Here is a 14,325-nt window from a genome sequence, read left to right as displayed (position 1 = left end):
GGAACAGGATCCGATCACGGGCTGCGCAGCACGGCTCCTCCGGAGGTCTCGACGCGGGTGCTGGCCGGTTGGCTCGTCAGGGTCAGCACGACGCCCCCGGACGCGGAGCCCTCGAGGGTGCCGCTCACGGCGACGGAGCCCACGACCCCTCCGCTGAGGTCGACCTTCGCGTCCTTGGCGCGGAGTCCGCCGAGGTCGGGCAGGGCGCCGCCGCCGGCCGTCAGCGTGAGCCGTCCGGTGGATCCGGCGAGCGTCGCGCGGGCGCCTCCGGTCAGCTCGACGGTGAAGGCAGGGGTCGTCCCGGTGTCGCCCGTGGCGCTCGCGCCCCCGGACAGCTCGAGAGCCGTCAGCTCGGGCACCGAGATGGTCACGACGATCCCTTGGGCGCTGACGTAGCCGCTCGTCGTGTCGACCGTCAGTCGCGACCCCGAGACCTCGGTCCGGGTGACGTCGAGGATGTTGGGCTGGGCCGTGGCGACGACCTTCTGTGGTCCGCGCGAGAGATGCACCTGGACGCCCGCGCCGGCGCTGACGGCGGTGAAGGCCGCGACCGTGCGGGTGTCGGAGCGGACATCGCCGGAGCCGACGACCATGCCACCGGGCGAGCCGACGTTGCAGGCGGCGGCGAGCACCGCGGCGGCGACGGAGACCACGGCAACCGCCACGCCGTCACGGGCCGGGCGAGGTCGCGAGGGCGGCGCCGGACGCAGCGGTGCCAACATCCGTCCTCTGAGCAGGGCCAAGATCACGGTCAGGGTCCTCATGGTTGCCTCCCCGACCAGCGTGCGGGCGCGTCGGGGTCAGGCGGCAGGGCCCAAGGTCCCCCGTGGCCGGGCGACGTCGGGCACGCAGAGCTGCGTCGGGCACGCGGAGATGCCCCGGTCCTCGCCACCCCTCCCCAAGGGCCGAGAACCGGGGCTTTCGCGACTCACCCCTGGGTGAGACTGAGCCGGGCGGCACGCCCCCCTGTGGCACGCACACCGCCAGTGGCCGGATGCCCCGCATTCCCACCTGCGGCACTCCTGGCCAGCAATCGGCTCTGCCATGGTCCTTGGTGGGCTCAGTCCTGAGCATCCCCCGCAGGGGGAGACTTGGGGTCATCCTCGGGGGGAGGGACTTCACGCGGAACCCGGCGCGCACCCGACCCGGCCCACTAACGTTGCGCCCGCCGGCAAGACCGGACAGACCGGACGCGACCCCAGCGGACCACAGCGGACCACAACGGACCGGACCACAGCGAGAGGGCACGTCATGACGTTGAGCGACTCGACGATCCGAGCCCTGCGCCACGCGGATGTGATGATCCACGAGGCGGCACGTGGTGACGTCTTCGCCGTCTACGATGCGTGCCGTGCGGCCGTGGGGGCCATCGCCGCCCTCGACGACTTCTACGTGGCGCTGCTCCGCGAGGAGGATCGGCGCATCTCCTACCCGTACCTGTTCAGCAACGGGACGTACTCCGAGGCGGGGACGATGACCTACGGGCCTGCCGGGGTCGTGGCCTGGGTGGTCGCCTCCGGCAAGCCGTACCGCTTCCAGGACGACGACGGGGCCCTGCTCAACCGAGGCGTGCGCTTCGGCGACGGTGAGCCGTCGGCCGACGCGGTCGTCGTGCCGATGCTCTCCGACAACGGCGTGGTCGGCCTGCTCGGGGCGCTGTCCGACACCCCCGGCGTCATGACGGACGAGGTCGTGGCGGCGCTGACGTGGCTGGCTGCGGTGGTCCTCGACCGCATCCATGCCACGAGCCCCGGGCGGCGGCTCAACCTCGGCGCCGTCTATCCCGAGCTGCAGGACTCCGGTCGGGCCGGCACGCTGATGGCCGTCACGCACGCGTCCGCGGCGTTGACCGAGCTGGCCGCCGACATCGAGCGCCTCGGCGAGCTCGACGACCCCGAGGAGCGCGCGGCGGCTGCGAGCCGGCTGAGCCGCCGCTGCTTCGAGGTGCAGGCGGCTCTCATGACGCGGCTCGGCGGCCACACCGACCCGGCGTCGCAGCGGGCTCGCCGGCCTGACCCGCTCCAGGCGCTCTCGCCGCGCGAGCGTGCGGTCGTCGGGCTCGTCACGGGACCGGACGGGGACCCGGGCAACGCCGCCGTCGCGGCCGCCCTCGGCATCGGCACCGCGACCGTCAAGACGCACATGGCCTCGGTGCTGGCCAAGCTCGGGCTCGAGCACCGGAGCGAGCTGCGCTGGCTCGTGCGAAGTGGCGAGGACGACCGGGAGCCGGGCGGGGTCTGAGCGACGCGTGACCGAACCGATGGCGTATGCCGTCCCGCCACTGCCGCGTCCGCGCCCCCTCCGCGGGGGTGCTCGGACGAGCGATGGCGCCGACCCGGGGAGGGGTCGGCGCCACCGGGTGGCCCGGGTGAGATCACGCCCGGGCCGTGCAGCGGGGCGTCAGGTCAGAGACCGAGCAGGCGGTTGAGCAGCGTGGCCAGACCGTTGATGCCGCTGCCGTCGAGCAGGCCGGCGACAGCGCACAGCAGGTTGCCGAGCAGGTTGCCCGGGCCGGACTGGGCCGTGATGTTGAGGTGGATCGCGTTGAGATCGACGACCACGCCGAGCAGATCGAGGTGCAGGGGCCCGAGGTCCAGCGTGAGGATCTTGCAGCTGCCGGATGCAGCGGCGTTCTGAACCGTCGTCGTCACGGTCTGCGGGTCGAGCTGCGTGACTGCGCCGGTCAGAGAGGTGACGGTACCTGTGACGACGCCGGTGACCGCCAGCTGGCCGTTCTGGTTGCTGAAGCCGGTGGGCGTGAAGAGCCCGTTGAACGTACCGAGGGCACCGAGATCCTGGGTCAGAGTCGCGGGCGCGATGCTGGTCCTGGGAGTGGCGGCGGCCGGCGCCACGGTGGGCGCGGCGGTCGGGGCGGCGGAGGCGGAGACGGCCGGCACGAGGCCGAGCGCGGCGGTCGTGGCCAGCGTGGCGCCTGCGGCACAGAGCTTGGTGGAGAGCTTCATCAGGTGACTCCTTGATCGGTGTACGCGGCCTCGTGGGCCATCGGTCACACCTGAAGAGCCCGTGCCCGTCCGGACATGACGCGGCATTCGGCCCCAGCGACGCCTTTTGGCGGCGGTCGGCCACGAGCCTGAGCATGACGTGATGCTGGGGCGAGGACGAGAACGACGAGCTCTCGCGTCATGCATCCCGGGCGAAGGCGTCCGGTGCCGTGCGTCATGCGTCGAGCACGCTGCGGTGCGTCATGTCGTAGGCGGCCAGGACGTCGAGCAGCAGCTCCCCGGCCTTCGTGGCGACGTCCAGCTGCTCGTCCGCGGCGGTCTCACCGAGCACCTCGAGCGTCAGCTCGTGGTGGATGCGGCAGACGTCGAGCAGGCTGATGCCTGCCGCGAACGACTGCCGCCCCAGCTCGTAGGCAGCCTCGCGGGCAGCCTCGTCGCGCCGCGGCAGGAAGCGCAGCAGGATGGCCCGCTGGTCCTGCGTGAGGTCGTCCAGCGGGGACCGTGCCCCGGGCCCGGTCATGGGTAGCCGTTGGACGTGTCGGTGCTCGTGCCCGACCGGGCGCGCGGGGCGTGCGCTGCCAGGAGCGCCAGACCCTCCTCGAGGTCGAGTGCGGTCGGCACGTCCCCGGTGCCCATCCCGAGCCGGACCATGGTGAAGGCGACCTCGGGCTGGATGCCGACGACGACGGTGAGGGCGCCGCGCAGGCGAGCCATCTCCGCGATCCTGCGCAGCGTCAGGGCGGCGAAGGAGTCGATGACGTCGAGGGCGGCGACGTCGATGATGACGCCGCGCGAGCGGTGCTCCCCGATCTGGTCGACGAGGTCGTGCTCGAAGCGGACCAGCTGGGAGTCGTCGAGGGCAGTGTGGACCGATGCGATCAGGGTCGATCCCTGTCGCATGATGGACACCAGTGCCGGTCCGCCGTTCACGAGCTGGTGCTGCCCTCCTTCCTGGTCACGGTGTAGCCGAGGAGCCGCTCGGCCTCTTCGAGGCCGCCCTGCAGGTCGCCGATCGTGTTCATCTTGCTCAGGTCGACGCCGATGGTGACGAGCGTCTGCGCGATCTTGGGCGACAGCCCGGTGATGATGACGCTCGCGCCCATGAGGCGTGACGCGTCCACGGTCTGCACGAGGTGGTTCGCCACCGTCTCGTCGACGTCGGGCGAGCCGGTGATGTCGATGACCACGACCTTGGCGCGATGCTTTCGTATGCCGGTCAGCAGCTGTTCGGTCAGCTGACGAGCGCGCTCGCTGTCGAGCACACCGATGATGGGCAGGATGAGCAGCCGCTCCCGGACGGGCAGAACCGGGGTCGACAGCTCGCGGATCGCGTCCTGCTGCTGGCGGATGACGCGTTCACGCTCGTCGACGAAGCTGACGGCCACGGTGTTGGCGATGCGGTTGGCGGCGGGCTCGTAGGCGTCGAGCACCTCGTTGAGGAGCGCGAAGTCCCGCTGGTACTTCTCGAAGAGCGACCTGGCCAGCACATCGCGCAGCAGCAGCACGATGCCGACCACCTCGTGGGTCTCGACGCCACGGGGGATGATCCGCTCGGAGAGGTCGCGGGCGTAGTGCTGCAGCGCCTCGACGCTTCCCGTCTCGAGGACCTCGACGTAGTTGTCGTAGACCGACGTGGTCTCGGCGGCCATCTCCTGCGGGGTCATCGCGGTCAGCAGGTGCGCCTGCTGGATCCGCTCGGCCCACTCCTGCCGAAGGCGGGTCCGGTGCTCGCGCAGGTGCGAGACCAGCTGCGAGAGCAGGTGCTCCCCGCCCTCGGCGTCATCGCGCAGGGCTGTGAGCCCGGAGTGCTCCTCGGGTCGCTCATCCATCGTTCGTCCTCTCCCACTTCGTCATGGTGACGGTCGTCCCGTGGCCGGGCTCGCTCGCGATGGCGAACTCGTCCATGAGCCGACGCACCCCGGGCAGACCCAGGCCGAGTCCGCCGTACGTGCTGAAGCCGTCGCCGAGCGCTCGCTCGACATCGGGTATGCCGGGTCCGCCGTCGCGGGCCACGACCTGGATGCCGCGTCGCGGCGTCTCGAGCAGCTCCACGACCACCTCACCGGACCCGGCGAACCGGACGATGTTGCGGCACACCTCCGAGACGGCCGTCGCGACGACCGTGAGGTCGGTCGGTCCGAAGGCGAGCCGGCCGGCCAGCTCGCGCGCTGCGACGCGGGCGGAGACGATGTCCGGGTCGCCGCTGATGGCGATGCGCAGGCTGTCGTCGCGTTGCTGGCCCCGCTCGAGGAGAGGCTGGCTGAGCCGGGCGCACGGCTCGCACTCGAGGAGGTGCTGGGCCGCCTGGACCTCCCGCTGGCGCCGTTGGTCGCCCCCGCTGAGCGCGATGAGGACCGGTCGGCAGCGGTCGGTCGGTGGCTCCACCTTCTCGACGGCCAGGAGGTACTCGACCCGCAGGCGGGCGCGGGTGCGGTTCAGCTGCGCGGCCACGGCGCCCGCGGTGCTGCCCTCGCGCGCGGCGAGGGTGCGCGTGTCGGTGCCCGTCACCTCGTGGTCGAGCAGGGTGCGGCGCTCGCGGTCGGTGAGCCGGGCGAGGGCGGTGGCCATGGCTGACTGCTCCTCGTCGAGGACCACCTGGGTCTCGGGCGCATCAGGCGTGCTCAGGTCGAGGGCGCGGTGCTGGTTGCGTCTCTTGCGGTCGGCGTCGCGCCACATGGAGGCCACGACGTTGCGGGCCGTCACGATGGCATACGGCTCGAGCATCCCCGGCTCGATCGTCGAGGACGCCGCGAGCACGCGGGTCAGCGTCTCCTGGACGAGGTCCTCCGCGGCAGGGTGCCCGCCGACCCTGGCACCGACGATGCGCCGGACCATGGGCAGCAGGCCCGCGACGTCCTCCGCGGTGTGGCCGGGCACCGGCCCGGGGCGCTCGGCTGCGCTCACGGAGTCAACGTACCCGCCGCCACGTCATCCCTGTGCCTCGGCGGCGTCGTCGTGGGTGACCCCGCCGGCATCAGCCAGGCTGGGAACCGAGGAAAGGACCGACATGACTCTGCTGGCGCTCGCCGCGCCGGGCGTGGGACTCGTGCTCATCCTCGCGCTCGAACGTGTCGAGGGATGGCTGGGTGACCCGGAGCGAGCTTCTGCCTCACGTGGTGCCACCAGGCAGCAGAGGGCCGCGGGATCGGCCCCAACGCGTGGCGCGCGTCTCCCGTACGTCACGCAGGGGTCTTGCGGGAGGGGCCCGGCGCCCCGATTCTTGAGGTGTGGACCGTGCCGACGAGCTGAGCGCCCTGACCGACGTCCGGCTGCGCCTGCAGGAGCACTTCCCCCAGCTGGATGCCGACGTCGTCGAGGCGGCGGTGAGGCTCGCGCACTCGGAGCTCACCGGCCCGGTGCGTGACTTCGTGCCCGTGCTCGTCGAGCACGCGGCACGTGACCGGCTGTCCTTCGCCCTGCGCGAGCAGGTGGCGCCGCCGGACCGCACGCCGCCCACGGCGTCGGATGGCTGAAGCCGTCGTCGACGCCTGGGTGCTCGACACGGCTGCGTCTCCGGCACCGGCGCGCGGCTCGGCCGACGCCGGGGCGCTCGACGACCACGAGCGCGAGCGCCTGGCTCGCCTCGCCGACGGGCCGTCGGTGCGGGCCTACCTCGAGCTGCACCTGCTGGCGCGGTCGCAGGTCGGTCGGCTCCTGCGCCGACCTCCTGGGTCGCTGCGCTTCGACCGGACCTGCCCCGACTGCGGTCGACAGCACGGTCGCCCCGTCCTGCTCGACGACCCCGGGCTCCACCTGTCCCTGAGCCGTGCCGGGACCGTCGTCGCTCTCGCCCTGACGCGCTCCGCCCCGGTCGGCATCGACGTCGATGAGGTCGAGGGGACCCGCTTCGAGGGTTTCGAGGAGGTGGCCCTCCACCCCCGGGAACGAGGCGAGGGCGCCGCCGGAGCCGAGGCTCAGGGCCGTGCCACGACGTGGGTGCGCAAGGAGGCCGCCTTGAAGGCCCTGGGCGTGGGGCTGCTCATCGAGCCGGCCTCCTTCGTCACCCCGCGCCCCGGCGTCCCCTCCGAGGTGGTGCCGGGCCTGCCTCGCCTGGTGGTGGTGGACATCGCCGCGCCTGTCGGGCACGCCGCCGCCGTCGCCCTGCTGTCGGCCGACGGTCCGTTCGAGGTCCGCCACCACTGACCGGCCGCGACCGCGAGCCGCCTGTCGGCCCCGGTCAGCCCCCGGCCGTCGGCGCGAGCGGCGGCAGGTCGGTCGCCCACAACCACTGCTCGAGCAGGTCCCTGACCCGCTCGGCGGCGGCGTCACCGGTGCTGCCCACACCGGCCGAGGCACGCCGGGCGTGCACCTCCGCGAGGTCGACGAAGTCGTCGGTGGTCACCGACCCGTGCCGGTGGCCGGCCGCCCAGTCGCGCAGCAGGTCGAAGAACGCTCCGTCGCCCACCCGGAGCCGCAGCGCGTGCAGGGTGAGGGCGCCGCGCTTGTAGACGCGGTCGTCGAACATCAGGTCGGGTCCCGGGTCGCCGAGGACGAGGTCCTGCGGCAGGCGGGCGAGCCGCGACCAGTGGCTCTGCGCGCTCGTCGCGGCAGGGACGCCGTCGGCGTGCTCGCCCCAGAGCCACTCGGCGTAGCAGGCGAAGCCCTCGTTGAGCCAGATGTCGGCCCACGTCGCGGGGGTCAGGCTGTTGCCGAACCACTGGTGCGCCAGCTCGTGGGCGACGAGCCGCTCGTGGTGCCGGTGCCCGTCGAGCCAGTTGGGTCCGAAGGTCGCCAGGGTGTGCGCCTCGAGGGGGATCTCGAGGTCGTCTGCCGTGACGACGACGGTGTAGTCGTCGAAGGGGTACGGCCCGAAGAGCGACCGGAAGAGCCGGGTCATCTCGGGCAGGCGGCCGAGGTCGTGCATGACGGGACGCTCGTGGCCCGCGGGCAGCAGCACCGTGATCGGCACGTCGGCGGGCCCGAGCGGCCGGCGCACGTAGTGCCCGACGTGGACCGTCGCGAGGTAGGTCGCCATCGGGACGTGCTGCTCGAAGACGCGCCGCGTCCGGCTGCCGCGCGACCGGGTCGCCACGAGCGTCCCGGTCGCCACGACGTCGTAGGGGGAGTCGCACTCGAAGGCGATCCGGTAGGTGGCCTTGTGCCTCGGGTGGTCGTTGCAGGGGAACCACGTCGCGGCGCCGTTGGGCTGCGCGGCCACGAGCGCACCCTCGCTGAGCTCCTCCCAGCCGACATCGCCCCAGAGCGTGGTCGCGGGACCGGGCGTGCCGGCATACGTCATCGTGATGCGGGTGCGCTGCCCGCGGTGCAGCGGGGTGGACGGGGTGATGACGACGCGTGGGCCGCGGTGCACCCACTTGGCCGGGGCGTCACCGACGGTCACCTTGGAGACGCGCAGGCCGACGAGGTCGACGACGAGCCTGCGCGCGTCCTCGACGACGGTGAGCTCGAGGACCGCGCGCCCGGCGAGTCGGTTGGTCGCCACCTTGTAGTCGAGCTCGAGGTCGTAGTGCGTGACGACGTATGCCGGGTCGCCACGGTCGGGCGTGTACGTGTCGGTGAGCGCGTGGGGCGGGTGGGCGGCGCCGCCGCTCATCGGGCGTCGGCCCGGGCCGACCCGGCCTGCGAACCGGCCTGCGAACCGGCCTGCACCGACGCCTCGGCCGGGGCGTCGTCGACCGCGAGCCGGGCACCGCTCCACGACGCGATCGGGTTGCCGGTCCAGCGGGTCCCGGCGGGCACGGACTCGCCGCGCAGCACGAGCGAGCCCGGGCCGACGGTGGCCGCCCGTCCGATGCTGGCCGCCGGGAGGATGACCCCGTTGGGGCCGAGGGTGGCGCCGTCCTCGAGCGTGACCGTGTCCATGCTCATGATTCGATCATGGAAGAGGTGGGTCTGGAGGACGCAGCCCCGGTTGACGGTCGCGCCCTCGCCGAGGGTCACGAGGTCCGCCTCCGGGAGCCAGTACGTCTCGCACCAGACCCCGTGGCCGATCCGGGCCCCGAGGCTGCGCAGCCACACGTTGATCGCGGGGGTGCCTGTCGCCGTCCACGCGAACCACGGGCCCGCGACCATCTCGACGAAGGTGTCGACGACCTCGTTGCGCCAGACGAAGGAGCTCCACAGGGGGTGCTCGACGGCACCGACGCGGCCGACGACGACCCACTTCGCGACCGTCGTCACCGTGGCCGCGACGGCGCCTGCGGCGGCGAGGACGACACCGCCGAGCGCGGCCGCGCCGCCGAGCCCGTAGCGGTCGACGAGCCACTGGAGGGCGACGAGGACACTGACGGCGATCGCCACCGTGACCATGACCGGCACGATCCGACACAGCTCGACGAGCCCGCGGATCACCTTGAGCCGCAAGGGTGGTGCGAAGGTGCGCTCGCCTTCGGAGCCCTGCGGGGGCCGGCGCAGACGCACCGGTGGGCTGCCGATCCAGCTCGACCCCGCCTTGGCCTTCTGCGGCGCTGCGGACAGGACCGCGACGAGCCCGTGCTTGGGCACCCGGCGGCCGGGCGCGGTCATCCCGCTGTTGCCGAGGAAGGCCCGCTTGCCGACCTTGGCGGGGGCGATGTGCACCCAGCCGTGCGCGAGCTCGTAGGTGGCGACCATCGTGTCGTCGGCGAGGAAGGCGCCGTCGGCGACGGACGTCATGGACGGGAGCAGGAGCACGGTCGAGGCCTCGACGTCGCGGCCGACCTTGGCGCCGAGGGCGCGTAGCCACGACGGCGTCACGAGGCTGGCGTAGATCGGGAAGAGCAGGGTGCGAGCCTGGTCGAGCAGCCGCTCGGTGGCCCACACCTGCCACCCGACCCTGCTGCGCACCGGGAACCACCCCTCCCGCAGCCCGAGCCCGAGCAGCCGGACGAGCACGATGGTGACGGCCGCGAGCGTGGCCAGTCCCAGCACGGTCACGAGGGGCACGGCCGCGTAGGCCGCGACGACCGCGTCGCCGGCGCCCGCCCTCCCGACGGCGCCACCGGCGAGCAACGCCCCGGGGAGCAGGGCCAAGAAGGGCAGGACCGACAGGAGCACCCCGGAGGCGCCGTAGACCGCGAGCCACGCCCGCGCCGCCGGAGGGCGCTCCGAGGGCCAGCCCGACCGATCGGACGAGGTGACGCGCTGAGCGGGCGAGCCGGCGACGACCCGACCCGGACGCACGGACCTCAGCACGGTCGAGCCGGCCTCGACGACGACGCCGCGGCCGATGTGGACGTCGGGGCCGATGGTGCTGCGGGCCCCGACGACGGCCTCGCGCCCGATGTGGACCGGTCCGACGTGCACGAGGTCGCCGTCGATCCAGTAGCCGGACAGGTCGACCTCGGGCTCGATGCTGGCGCCCGCGCCGATGGTCAGCATGCCCGTGACCGGTGGCACGCTGTGCAGGTCGACACCGGCGCCGATCGAGGCGCCGAGCATCCGCGCGTAGTAGATGATCCACGGGGCGCCGGCCATCGTGATGGCCCCCATGGCGTCGGCGAAGCGCTCCGCGGCCCAGAGGCGCAGCTGGACGCTCCCGCCGCGAGCGTAGGTGCCGGGCGCCACGCCGGCGAGCAGCACGCGAGCGGCCAACGCGGACAAGCCCATCCGCCCGAGCGGGCTGATGAACGCCACCCAGCCGACGGCAAGGACCCACCAGGACGCGGGCACGGACCACTTGGCCAGGTCGAAGAGCCGGAGCAGTTCGGTGAGGGTGGCCAGGGCCACGAGCCACTGCAGGCCCTTGACCGTGAGCAGGACCACCGAGACGACCGTCTGCACGAGCTGGGTCCGGCGCGGGATGCGCCGCACCGTCCGGTCGACCCTCGAGGACCCGCCCTGGTCCATCGTCTCGAGGAGCTCGGCCTGCGCCCCGAGGCGCGGGTGCGCGTGGACGTCGGCCACGGTGACGGTGGGGTAGCGCCCGCGCAGCAGGGAGACGAGTCGGGCCGACGACAGGCTGCCGCCGCCGAGGTCGAAGAAGTCCGCCCCCGCGGACCGCACGGTCGTGCCGAGCACGGCGGTCCACTGCGCCGCGAGCCATGCGGCCGTGCCGGCGAGGTCGCTCGGCCCGTCGTCGTCGCCGACGTCCTGCAGCGGCCAGGGGAGGGCGGCCCGGTCGACCTTGCCCGAGGTGCGGGTCGGCAGGGTGTCGACGACGGCGAGCACCGGCACGAGGGCCGCGGGCAGCTCCTCGTGCAGCCGCGCCAGCGCCGCGTGCCGGTCGAACGCGTCCGGAGGGTCGGGGACGACATAGCCGACGAGAACCTGGCTGCCGGCGGTCGTCGTCTTCACGGCCGCCGCCGCGCCGGAGACGTGGGGGAGCGACTGCAGGGCCGCATCGACCTCCCCGAGCTCGATGCGGCGCCCGCCGAGCTTGACCTGCTCGTCGGCACGACCGACGAACACGAGGCCGTCAGGGTCGTTGACCACGAGGTCGCCGGACCGGTACGCGCGGTCCCACCCGAGGGTCGGCATCGGCGCGTACTTCTCGGCGTCCTTGGCCGGGTCGAGGTAGCGGGCGAGGCCGACCCCGCCGATGATCAGCTGCCCGGTCTCCCCGACCCCCACGGGCAGCTCGTCAGGCCCGACGACGGCGAGGTCCCAGCCGTCGAGGGGCAGGCCGATCCGGATCGGCGAGGTCCCGTCGAGGCGGGCCCCGCAGGAGACGACCGTCGCCTCGGTCGGGCCGTAGGTGTTCCACACCTCGCGGTCCGGCGAGACGAGCCGCTCCGCGAGCTCGGGTGGGCAGGCCTCGCCGCCGAAGACGAGCAGCCGCACCGGCTCGAGCGCCTCGGCCGGCCACAGGGCCGCGAGGGTCGGCACCGTCGAGACGACCGTCACGTCCTGCGCCACGAGCCACGGACCGAGGTCCATCCCGGTGCGCACGAGGCTGCGGGGCGCCGGCACGAGGCACGCGCCGTGACCCCAGGCGAGCCACATCTCCTCGCACGAGGCGTCGAAGGCGACCGAGAGCCCGGCGAGCACCCGGTCACCGGGTCCGATCGGGCTGTCCTGCAAGAACATCCGCGCCTCGGCGTCGACGAAGGCTGCCGCCGACCGGTGCGACACGGCCACACCCTTGGGCACGCCCGTCGACCCCGAGGTGAAGATGACCCACGCGTCGTCCTCGACCCGCACCTCGGGCAGCACACCCCGAGCCGGACGGGCCGTCGCACGACGCGTCCCCCGGACGTGCGCCGGCACCGTGACCTGCCGGCGTGCACCGACGACGGCTGACACGCGCGCCTCGCCGAAGACGAGGTCGGCCCGCTCCGGCGGGTCGTCGACGTCGACCGGGACGTAGGCGGCACCGGCGTGCAGGACGGCGAGCACCGCGACGTAGAGGTCGACCGTGCCGGACGGAGCGCGCACTCCCACCCGGTCCCCACGGCATACGCCAGCGGCTGCGAGCTCGAGGGCGAGCCGGCGGGCGTGCTCGGTCAGCTCGGTGTAGGTCAGCACCGTCCGGGTGTCGTCGACGGCAGGGGCGTCGGGGTGGCGGGCCGTGACGTCGGCCAGCACGTCGACGAGGGTCCTGGGCGCAGCGGCACGGTCGCCTGCCAGCAGGGGATCCACCACGCGCCCTCCTCGTCCGGGGCGCCCGTCCGACCCGCCGAGCGCCTCCATGCCGAACCTAGTGCCGTCAGGTGAACGGACGGTGCCACACGTCCGGATCGGGCGGAGGAGCCTCGGTCAGCGCGGGTCCTGCTCGCTCACGCCGAGCCGGACCTTGCCCTTGCTCGGACACTCGTCGACGTGCGCGAGGGCGTCCTTGCGGGCCTTGTCGCGCGCCCGGCGTGCAGGTCCGGTCCAGTCGCAGCTCTTGCAGTAGCCGAGGATGAACGACCCGTCCTCGTGGGTGTTGTCCGCGTCGACGGGCTCGAGGGCGGCATGGTGCTTGTGCCCCTCGGCGTCCTTGACGGTCAGGTCGTCGCCTTTGCGCTTGAAGAACCGAGGGCCGCGCCCTGACTTCGCCATGGGCCCATCGTCCCCTGCCCGCTGCGGCGGCGGCCAGCGAGGGCCCACCCAGCGGATGGTGCCAGATGCCGAGGGCTGCATCTGGCCATCGGCCCGCGTCTGTTCGTACGCTGGTGGGGCAGCCCGATGCCCGGGCCCGCACCCGTCGAGACGAGCCGCAGGAGTATGCCGTGAAGCAGCGCCGTGCATCTGTGTCCGAGGTCGACCACGCCCATCTCGTGGATCCCTCGCAGGTCGAACGCATCCTGCCCGCGACGACCGAGGAGTACCTCCTCGACGCCCTGGAGCGGCTCGACGCCTCCGAGATGCGAGCCGAGAACCTCACCAGCGCCCTCGTGCACTCCCGCACGATCGGGGCGGCGATCGGGGTGCTGATGGCCATGGAGAAGATCACCCAGGCCGAGGCGTTCGACCGGCTCCGCGAGGCGAGCATGGCCCAGAACCGCAAGCTCCACGTCCTCGCCCAGGAGGTCGTGGACCGGGGCGCCCTCTAGGCGTCGAGCTCGCGACGATTCCACGGAATTGCCGTCACATGCCGGGGCTCTACCTCGGCCGGGGGAGCATGCTGGAAGAGCGCCGTGCCGCGAGGTGCGGCCTCAGGTACGGCGGTGAAAGGAGGTCCGACATGGAAGAGTTCTTCAGCTCCGGCCAGGTGCCTGCCCTGCGCTCCGTTGCCGAGGCCTTTGCCCAGCTCGGGGCCAAGATCGACTCGGCACGCTCCTCCACGGTGCTGCGGGCGGTCACGGATGTCACCCTCGAGCGACTCAGCGGCGCCGCCTCCGTCAGCATCACGGAGGTCAAGAGCGGGCACTTCTGGACCGCCACCGCCACCGACGACCTGGCCCGACGGGCCGACGCCATCCAGTACGAGCTGGGCTCTGGCCCGTGTGTGGACGCCATCCTCGAGGACACCCTCTACTGGCCGTGCGATCTGCGTCACGACCCGAGGTGGCCCGAGTACGGCCGTCGCGTCGCGGACGAGCTCGGCTTCCTCAGCATGCTTTCCTACCGCATGGTGTTGGGCGACGACGACGAGCGCGCCGGGCTCAACATCTATGCCCGGGAGGTCGACGCCTTCACGGACAGCGACGTCCTGCTCGGACTGCTGCTGGCCACGCACGGTGCCCAGGCCGCTGCCGCGGCCGAGCACCGGGAACACGTCGACCACCTCCAGCTGGCGCTGAAGTCCAACCGGCTCATCGGCATGGCCATGGGCATCCTGATGGCACAGCACCGGCTCACCGACGAGCAGGCGTTCGACCTGCTGCGCATCGCCAGCCAGAACAGCAACCGCAAGCTCGCCGACATCGCCCGGGAGGTGACCGAGACCGGCACCCTCGAGGTGGCCCCGGCGCGCCGCACCGCCAGTGAGTCTTCCGTCAGGACCCACCGGCCGGGCTTGTCCGCACCGTAACCACCGCCCGGGCGTTCTGCTGACTGG

Annotated in this window: 14 protein-coding genes; 5 read left to right on the top strand and 9 right to left on the bottom strand. The window is 72.9% G+C overall.

Translation table 11 applies throughout. The features are described 5' to 3' along the window. Positions 1-14: 14 nt before the first annotated feature. On the bottom strand, positions 15-764 hold the full coding sequence (locus IEY30_RS10165) for a GIN domain-containing protein (protein WP_081920318.1): 750 nt from the start codon (positions 762-764) through the stop codon (positions 15-17). Positions 765-1,251: 487 nt separating this feature from the next. On the opposite strand from IEY30_RS10165, the gene IEY30_RS21870 reads away from it, so the two are divergent. Continuing rightward, complete coding sequence (locus tag IEY30_RS21870) at positions 1,252-2,241, top strand: LuxR C-terminal-related transcriptional regulator (protein WP_030193747.1); 990 nt, start codon at positions 1,252-1,254, stop codon at positions 2,239-2,241. Positions 2,242-2,405: 164 nt separating this feature from the next. On the opposite strand, the gene IEY30_RS10155 is transcribed toward IEY30_RS21870, so the two are convergent. The 5 genes from IEY30_RS10155 to IEY30_RS10135 all read right to left on the bottom strand — a co-directional run bounded on the left by IEY30_RS10155 (position 2,406) and on the right by IEY30_RS10135 (position 5,867). Continuing rightward, positions 2,406-2,963, bottom strand: a complete 558-nt coding sequence (locus IEY30_RS10155; RefSeq protein WP_188960123.1) for an ABC transporter substrate-binding protein — start codon at positions 2,961-2,963, stop codon at positions 2,406-2,408. Positions 2,964-3,177: 214 nt separating this feature from the next. Continuing rightward, positions 3,178-3,483, bottom strand: a complete 306-nt coding sequence (locus IEY30_RS10150; protein ID WP_030193752.1) for a phosphatase RsbU N-terminal domain-containing protein — start codon at positions 3,481-3,483, stop codon at positions 3,178-3,180. Further along, complete coding sequence (locus tag IEY30_RS10145; RefSeq protein ID WP_030193755.1) at positions 3,480-3,863, bottom strand: STAS domain-containing protein; 384 nt, start codon at positions 3,861-3,863, stop codon at positions 3,480-3,482. Before IEY30_RS10145 ends, IEY30_RS10150 begins: the two co-directional genes overlap by 4 nt. A 26-nt stretch (positions 3,864-3,889) precedes the next feature. Continuing rightward, a complete protein-coding gene (locus IEY30_RS10140; RefSeq protein ID WP_030193758.1) occupies positions 3,890-4,792 on the bottom strand; it encodes an STAS domain-containing protein in 903 nt (300 codons plus the stop codon). After that, complete coding sequence (locus IEY30_RS10135) at positions 4,785-5,867, bottom strand: sigma-70 family RNA polymerase sigma factor (RefSeq protein ID WP_030193761.1); 1,083 nt, start codon at positions 5,865-5,867, stop codon at positions 4,785-4,787. Before IEY30_RS10135 ends, IEY30_RS10140 begins: the two co-directional genes overlap by 8 nt. Positions 5,868-6,190: 323 nt before the next feature. Here IEY30_RS10135 and IEY30_RS10130 point away from each other — a divergent pair, with 323 nt between their 5' ends. Both IEY30_RS10130 and IEY30_RS10125 read left to right on the top strand, forming a co-directional pair. After that, complete coding sequence (locus tag IEY30_RS10130; protein ID WP_052358292.1) at positions 6,191-6,436, top strand: three-helix bundle dimerization domain-containing protein; 246 nt, start codon at positions 6,191-6,193, stop codon at positions 6,434-6,436. Then, positions 6,429-7,106, top strand: a complete 678-nt coding sequence (locus IEY30_RS10125; protein WP_052358293.1) for a 4'-phosphopantetheinyl transferase family protein — start codon at positions 6,429-6,431, stop codon at positions 7,104-7,106. Before IEY30_RS10130 ends, IEY30_RS10125 begins: the two co-directional genes overlap by 8 nt. A 34-nt stretch (positions 7,107-7,140) precedes the next feature. On the opposite strand, the gene IEY30_RS10120 is transcribed toward IEY30_RS10125, so the two are convergent. The 3 genes from IEY30_RS10120 to IEY30_RS10110 all read right to left on the bottom strand — a co-directional run bounded on the left by IEY30_RS10120 (position 7,141) and on the right by IEY30_RS10110 (position 12,884). Continuing rightward, positions 7,141-8,517 (bottom strand): M1 family metallopeptidase, encoded by a 1,377-nt coding sequence (locus IEY30_RS10120; protein WP_043416188.1) that lies wholly within the window; start codon positions 8,515-8,517, stop codon positions 7,141-7,143. Beyond that, the gene (locus IEY30_RS10115; RefSeq protein WP_081920320.1) at positions 8,514-12,533 is read right to left on the bottom strand and encodes a Pls/PosA family non-ribosomal peptide synthetase; all 4,020 of its coding nucleotides are present in this window, start codon (positions 12,531-12,533) and stop codon (positions 8,514-8,516) included. The genes IEY30_RS10120 and IEY30_RS10115 overlap by 4 nt, the downstream gene beginning before the upstream one ends. Before the next feature lie 66 nt (positions 12,534-12,599). Then, positions 12,600-12,884 carry a hypothetical protein gene (locus IEY30_RS10110; protein WP_030193779.1) on the bottom strand — a complete coding sequence of 95 codons (285 nt, stop codon included), beginning with the start codon at positions 12,882-12,884 and terminating at the stop codon, positions 12,600-12,602. A gap of 170 nt (positions 12,885-13,054) precedes the next feature. On the opposite strand from IEY30_RS10110, the gene IEY30_RS10105 reads away from it, so the two are divergent. Beyond that, positions 13,055-13,378 carry an ANTAR domain-containing protein gene (locus IEY30_RS10105; protein ID WP_162180979.1) on the top strand — a complete coding sequence of 108 codons (324 nt, stop codon included), beginning with the start codon at positions 13,055-13,057 and terminating at the stop codon, positions 13,376-13,378. A gap of 131 nt (positions 13,379-13,509) precedes the next feature. Then, positions 13,510-14,298, top strand: coding sequence for a GAF and ANTAR domain-containing protein (locus IEY30_RS10100; RefSeq protein ID WP_052358294.1), 789 nt, complete (start codon positions 13,510-13,512; stop codon positions 14,296-14,298). Positions 14,299-14,325 lie beyond the last annotated feature (27 nt).

Origin of the sequence: Terrabacter tumescens, assembly GCF_014646815.1 — a bacterium.
In the GTDB taxonomy this organism is placed as follows: domain Bacteria; phylum Actinomycetota; class Actinomycetes; order Actinomycetales; family Dermatophilaceae; genus Terrabacter; species Terrabacter tumescens.
The sequence above is the reverse complement of the archived record's forward strand: the minus strand, read 5'-3'. Positions and strand labels throughout refer to the sequence as shown.

Bases quoted from the DNA above. Each gene is read 5' to 3' on its own strand.
- IEY30_RS10165 (WP_081920318.1), bottom strand. From the start codon at position 764: ATGAGGACCCTGACCGTGATCTTGGCCCTGCTCAGAGGACGGATGTTG.
- IEY30_RS21870 (WP_030193747.1), top strand. From the start codon at position 1,252: ATGACGTTGAGCGACTCGACGATCCGAGCCCTGCGCCACGCGGATGTG.
- IEY30_RS10155 (WP_188960123.1), bottom strand. From the start codon at position 2,963: ATGAAGCTCTCCACCAAGCTCTGTGCCGCAGGCGCCACGCTGGCCACG.
- IEY30_RS10150 (WP_030193752.1), bottom strand. From the start codon at position 3,483: ATGACCGGGCCCGGGGCACGGTCCCCGCTGGACGACCTCACGCAGGAC.
- IEY30_RS10145 (WP_030193755.1), bottom strand. From the start codon at position 3,863: ATGCGACAGGGATCGACCCTGATCGCATCGGTCCACACTGCCCTCGAC.
- IEY30_RS10140 (WP_030193758.1), bottom strand. From the start codon at position 4,792: ATGGATGAGCGACCCGAGGAGCACTCCGGGCTCACAGCCCTGCGCGAT.
- IEY30_RS10125 (WP_052358293.1), top strand. From the start codon at position 6,429: ATGGCTGAAGCCGTCGTCGACGCCTGGGTGCTCGACACGGCTGCGTCT.
- IEY30_RS10120 (WP_043416188.1), bottom strand. From the start codon at position 8,517: ATGAGCGGCGGCGCCGCCCACCCGCCCCACGCGCTCACCGACACGTAC.
- IEY30_RS10115 (WP_081920320.1), bottom strand. From the start codon at position 12,533: ATGGAGGCGCTCGGCGGGTCGGACGGGCGCCCCGGACGAGGAGGGCGC.
- IEY30_RS10110 (WP_030193779.1), bottom strand. From the start codon at position 12,884: ATGGCGAAGTCAGGGCGCGGCCCTCGGTTCTTCAAGCGCAAAGGCGAC.
- IEY30_RS10100 (WP_052358294.1), top strand. From the start codon at position 13,510: ATGGAAGAGTTCTTCAGCTCCGGCCAGGTGCCTGCCCTGCGCTCCGTT.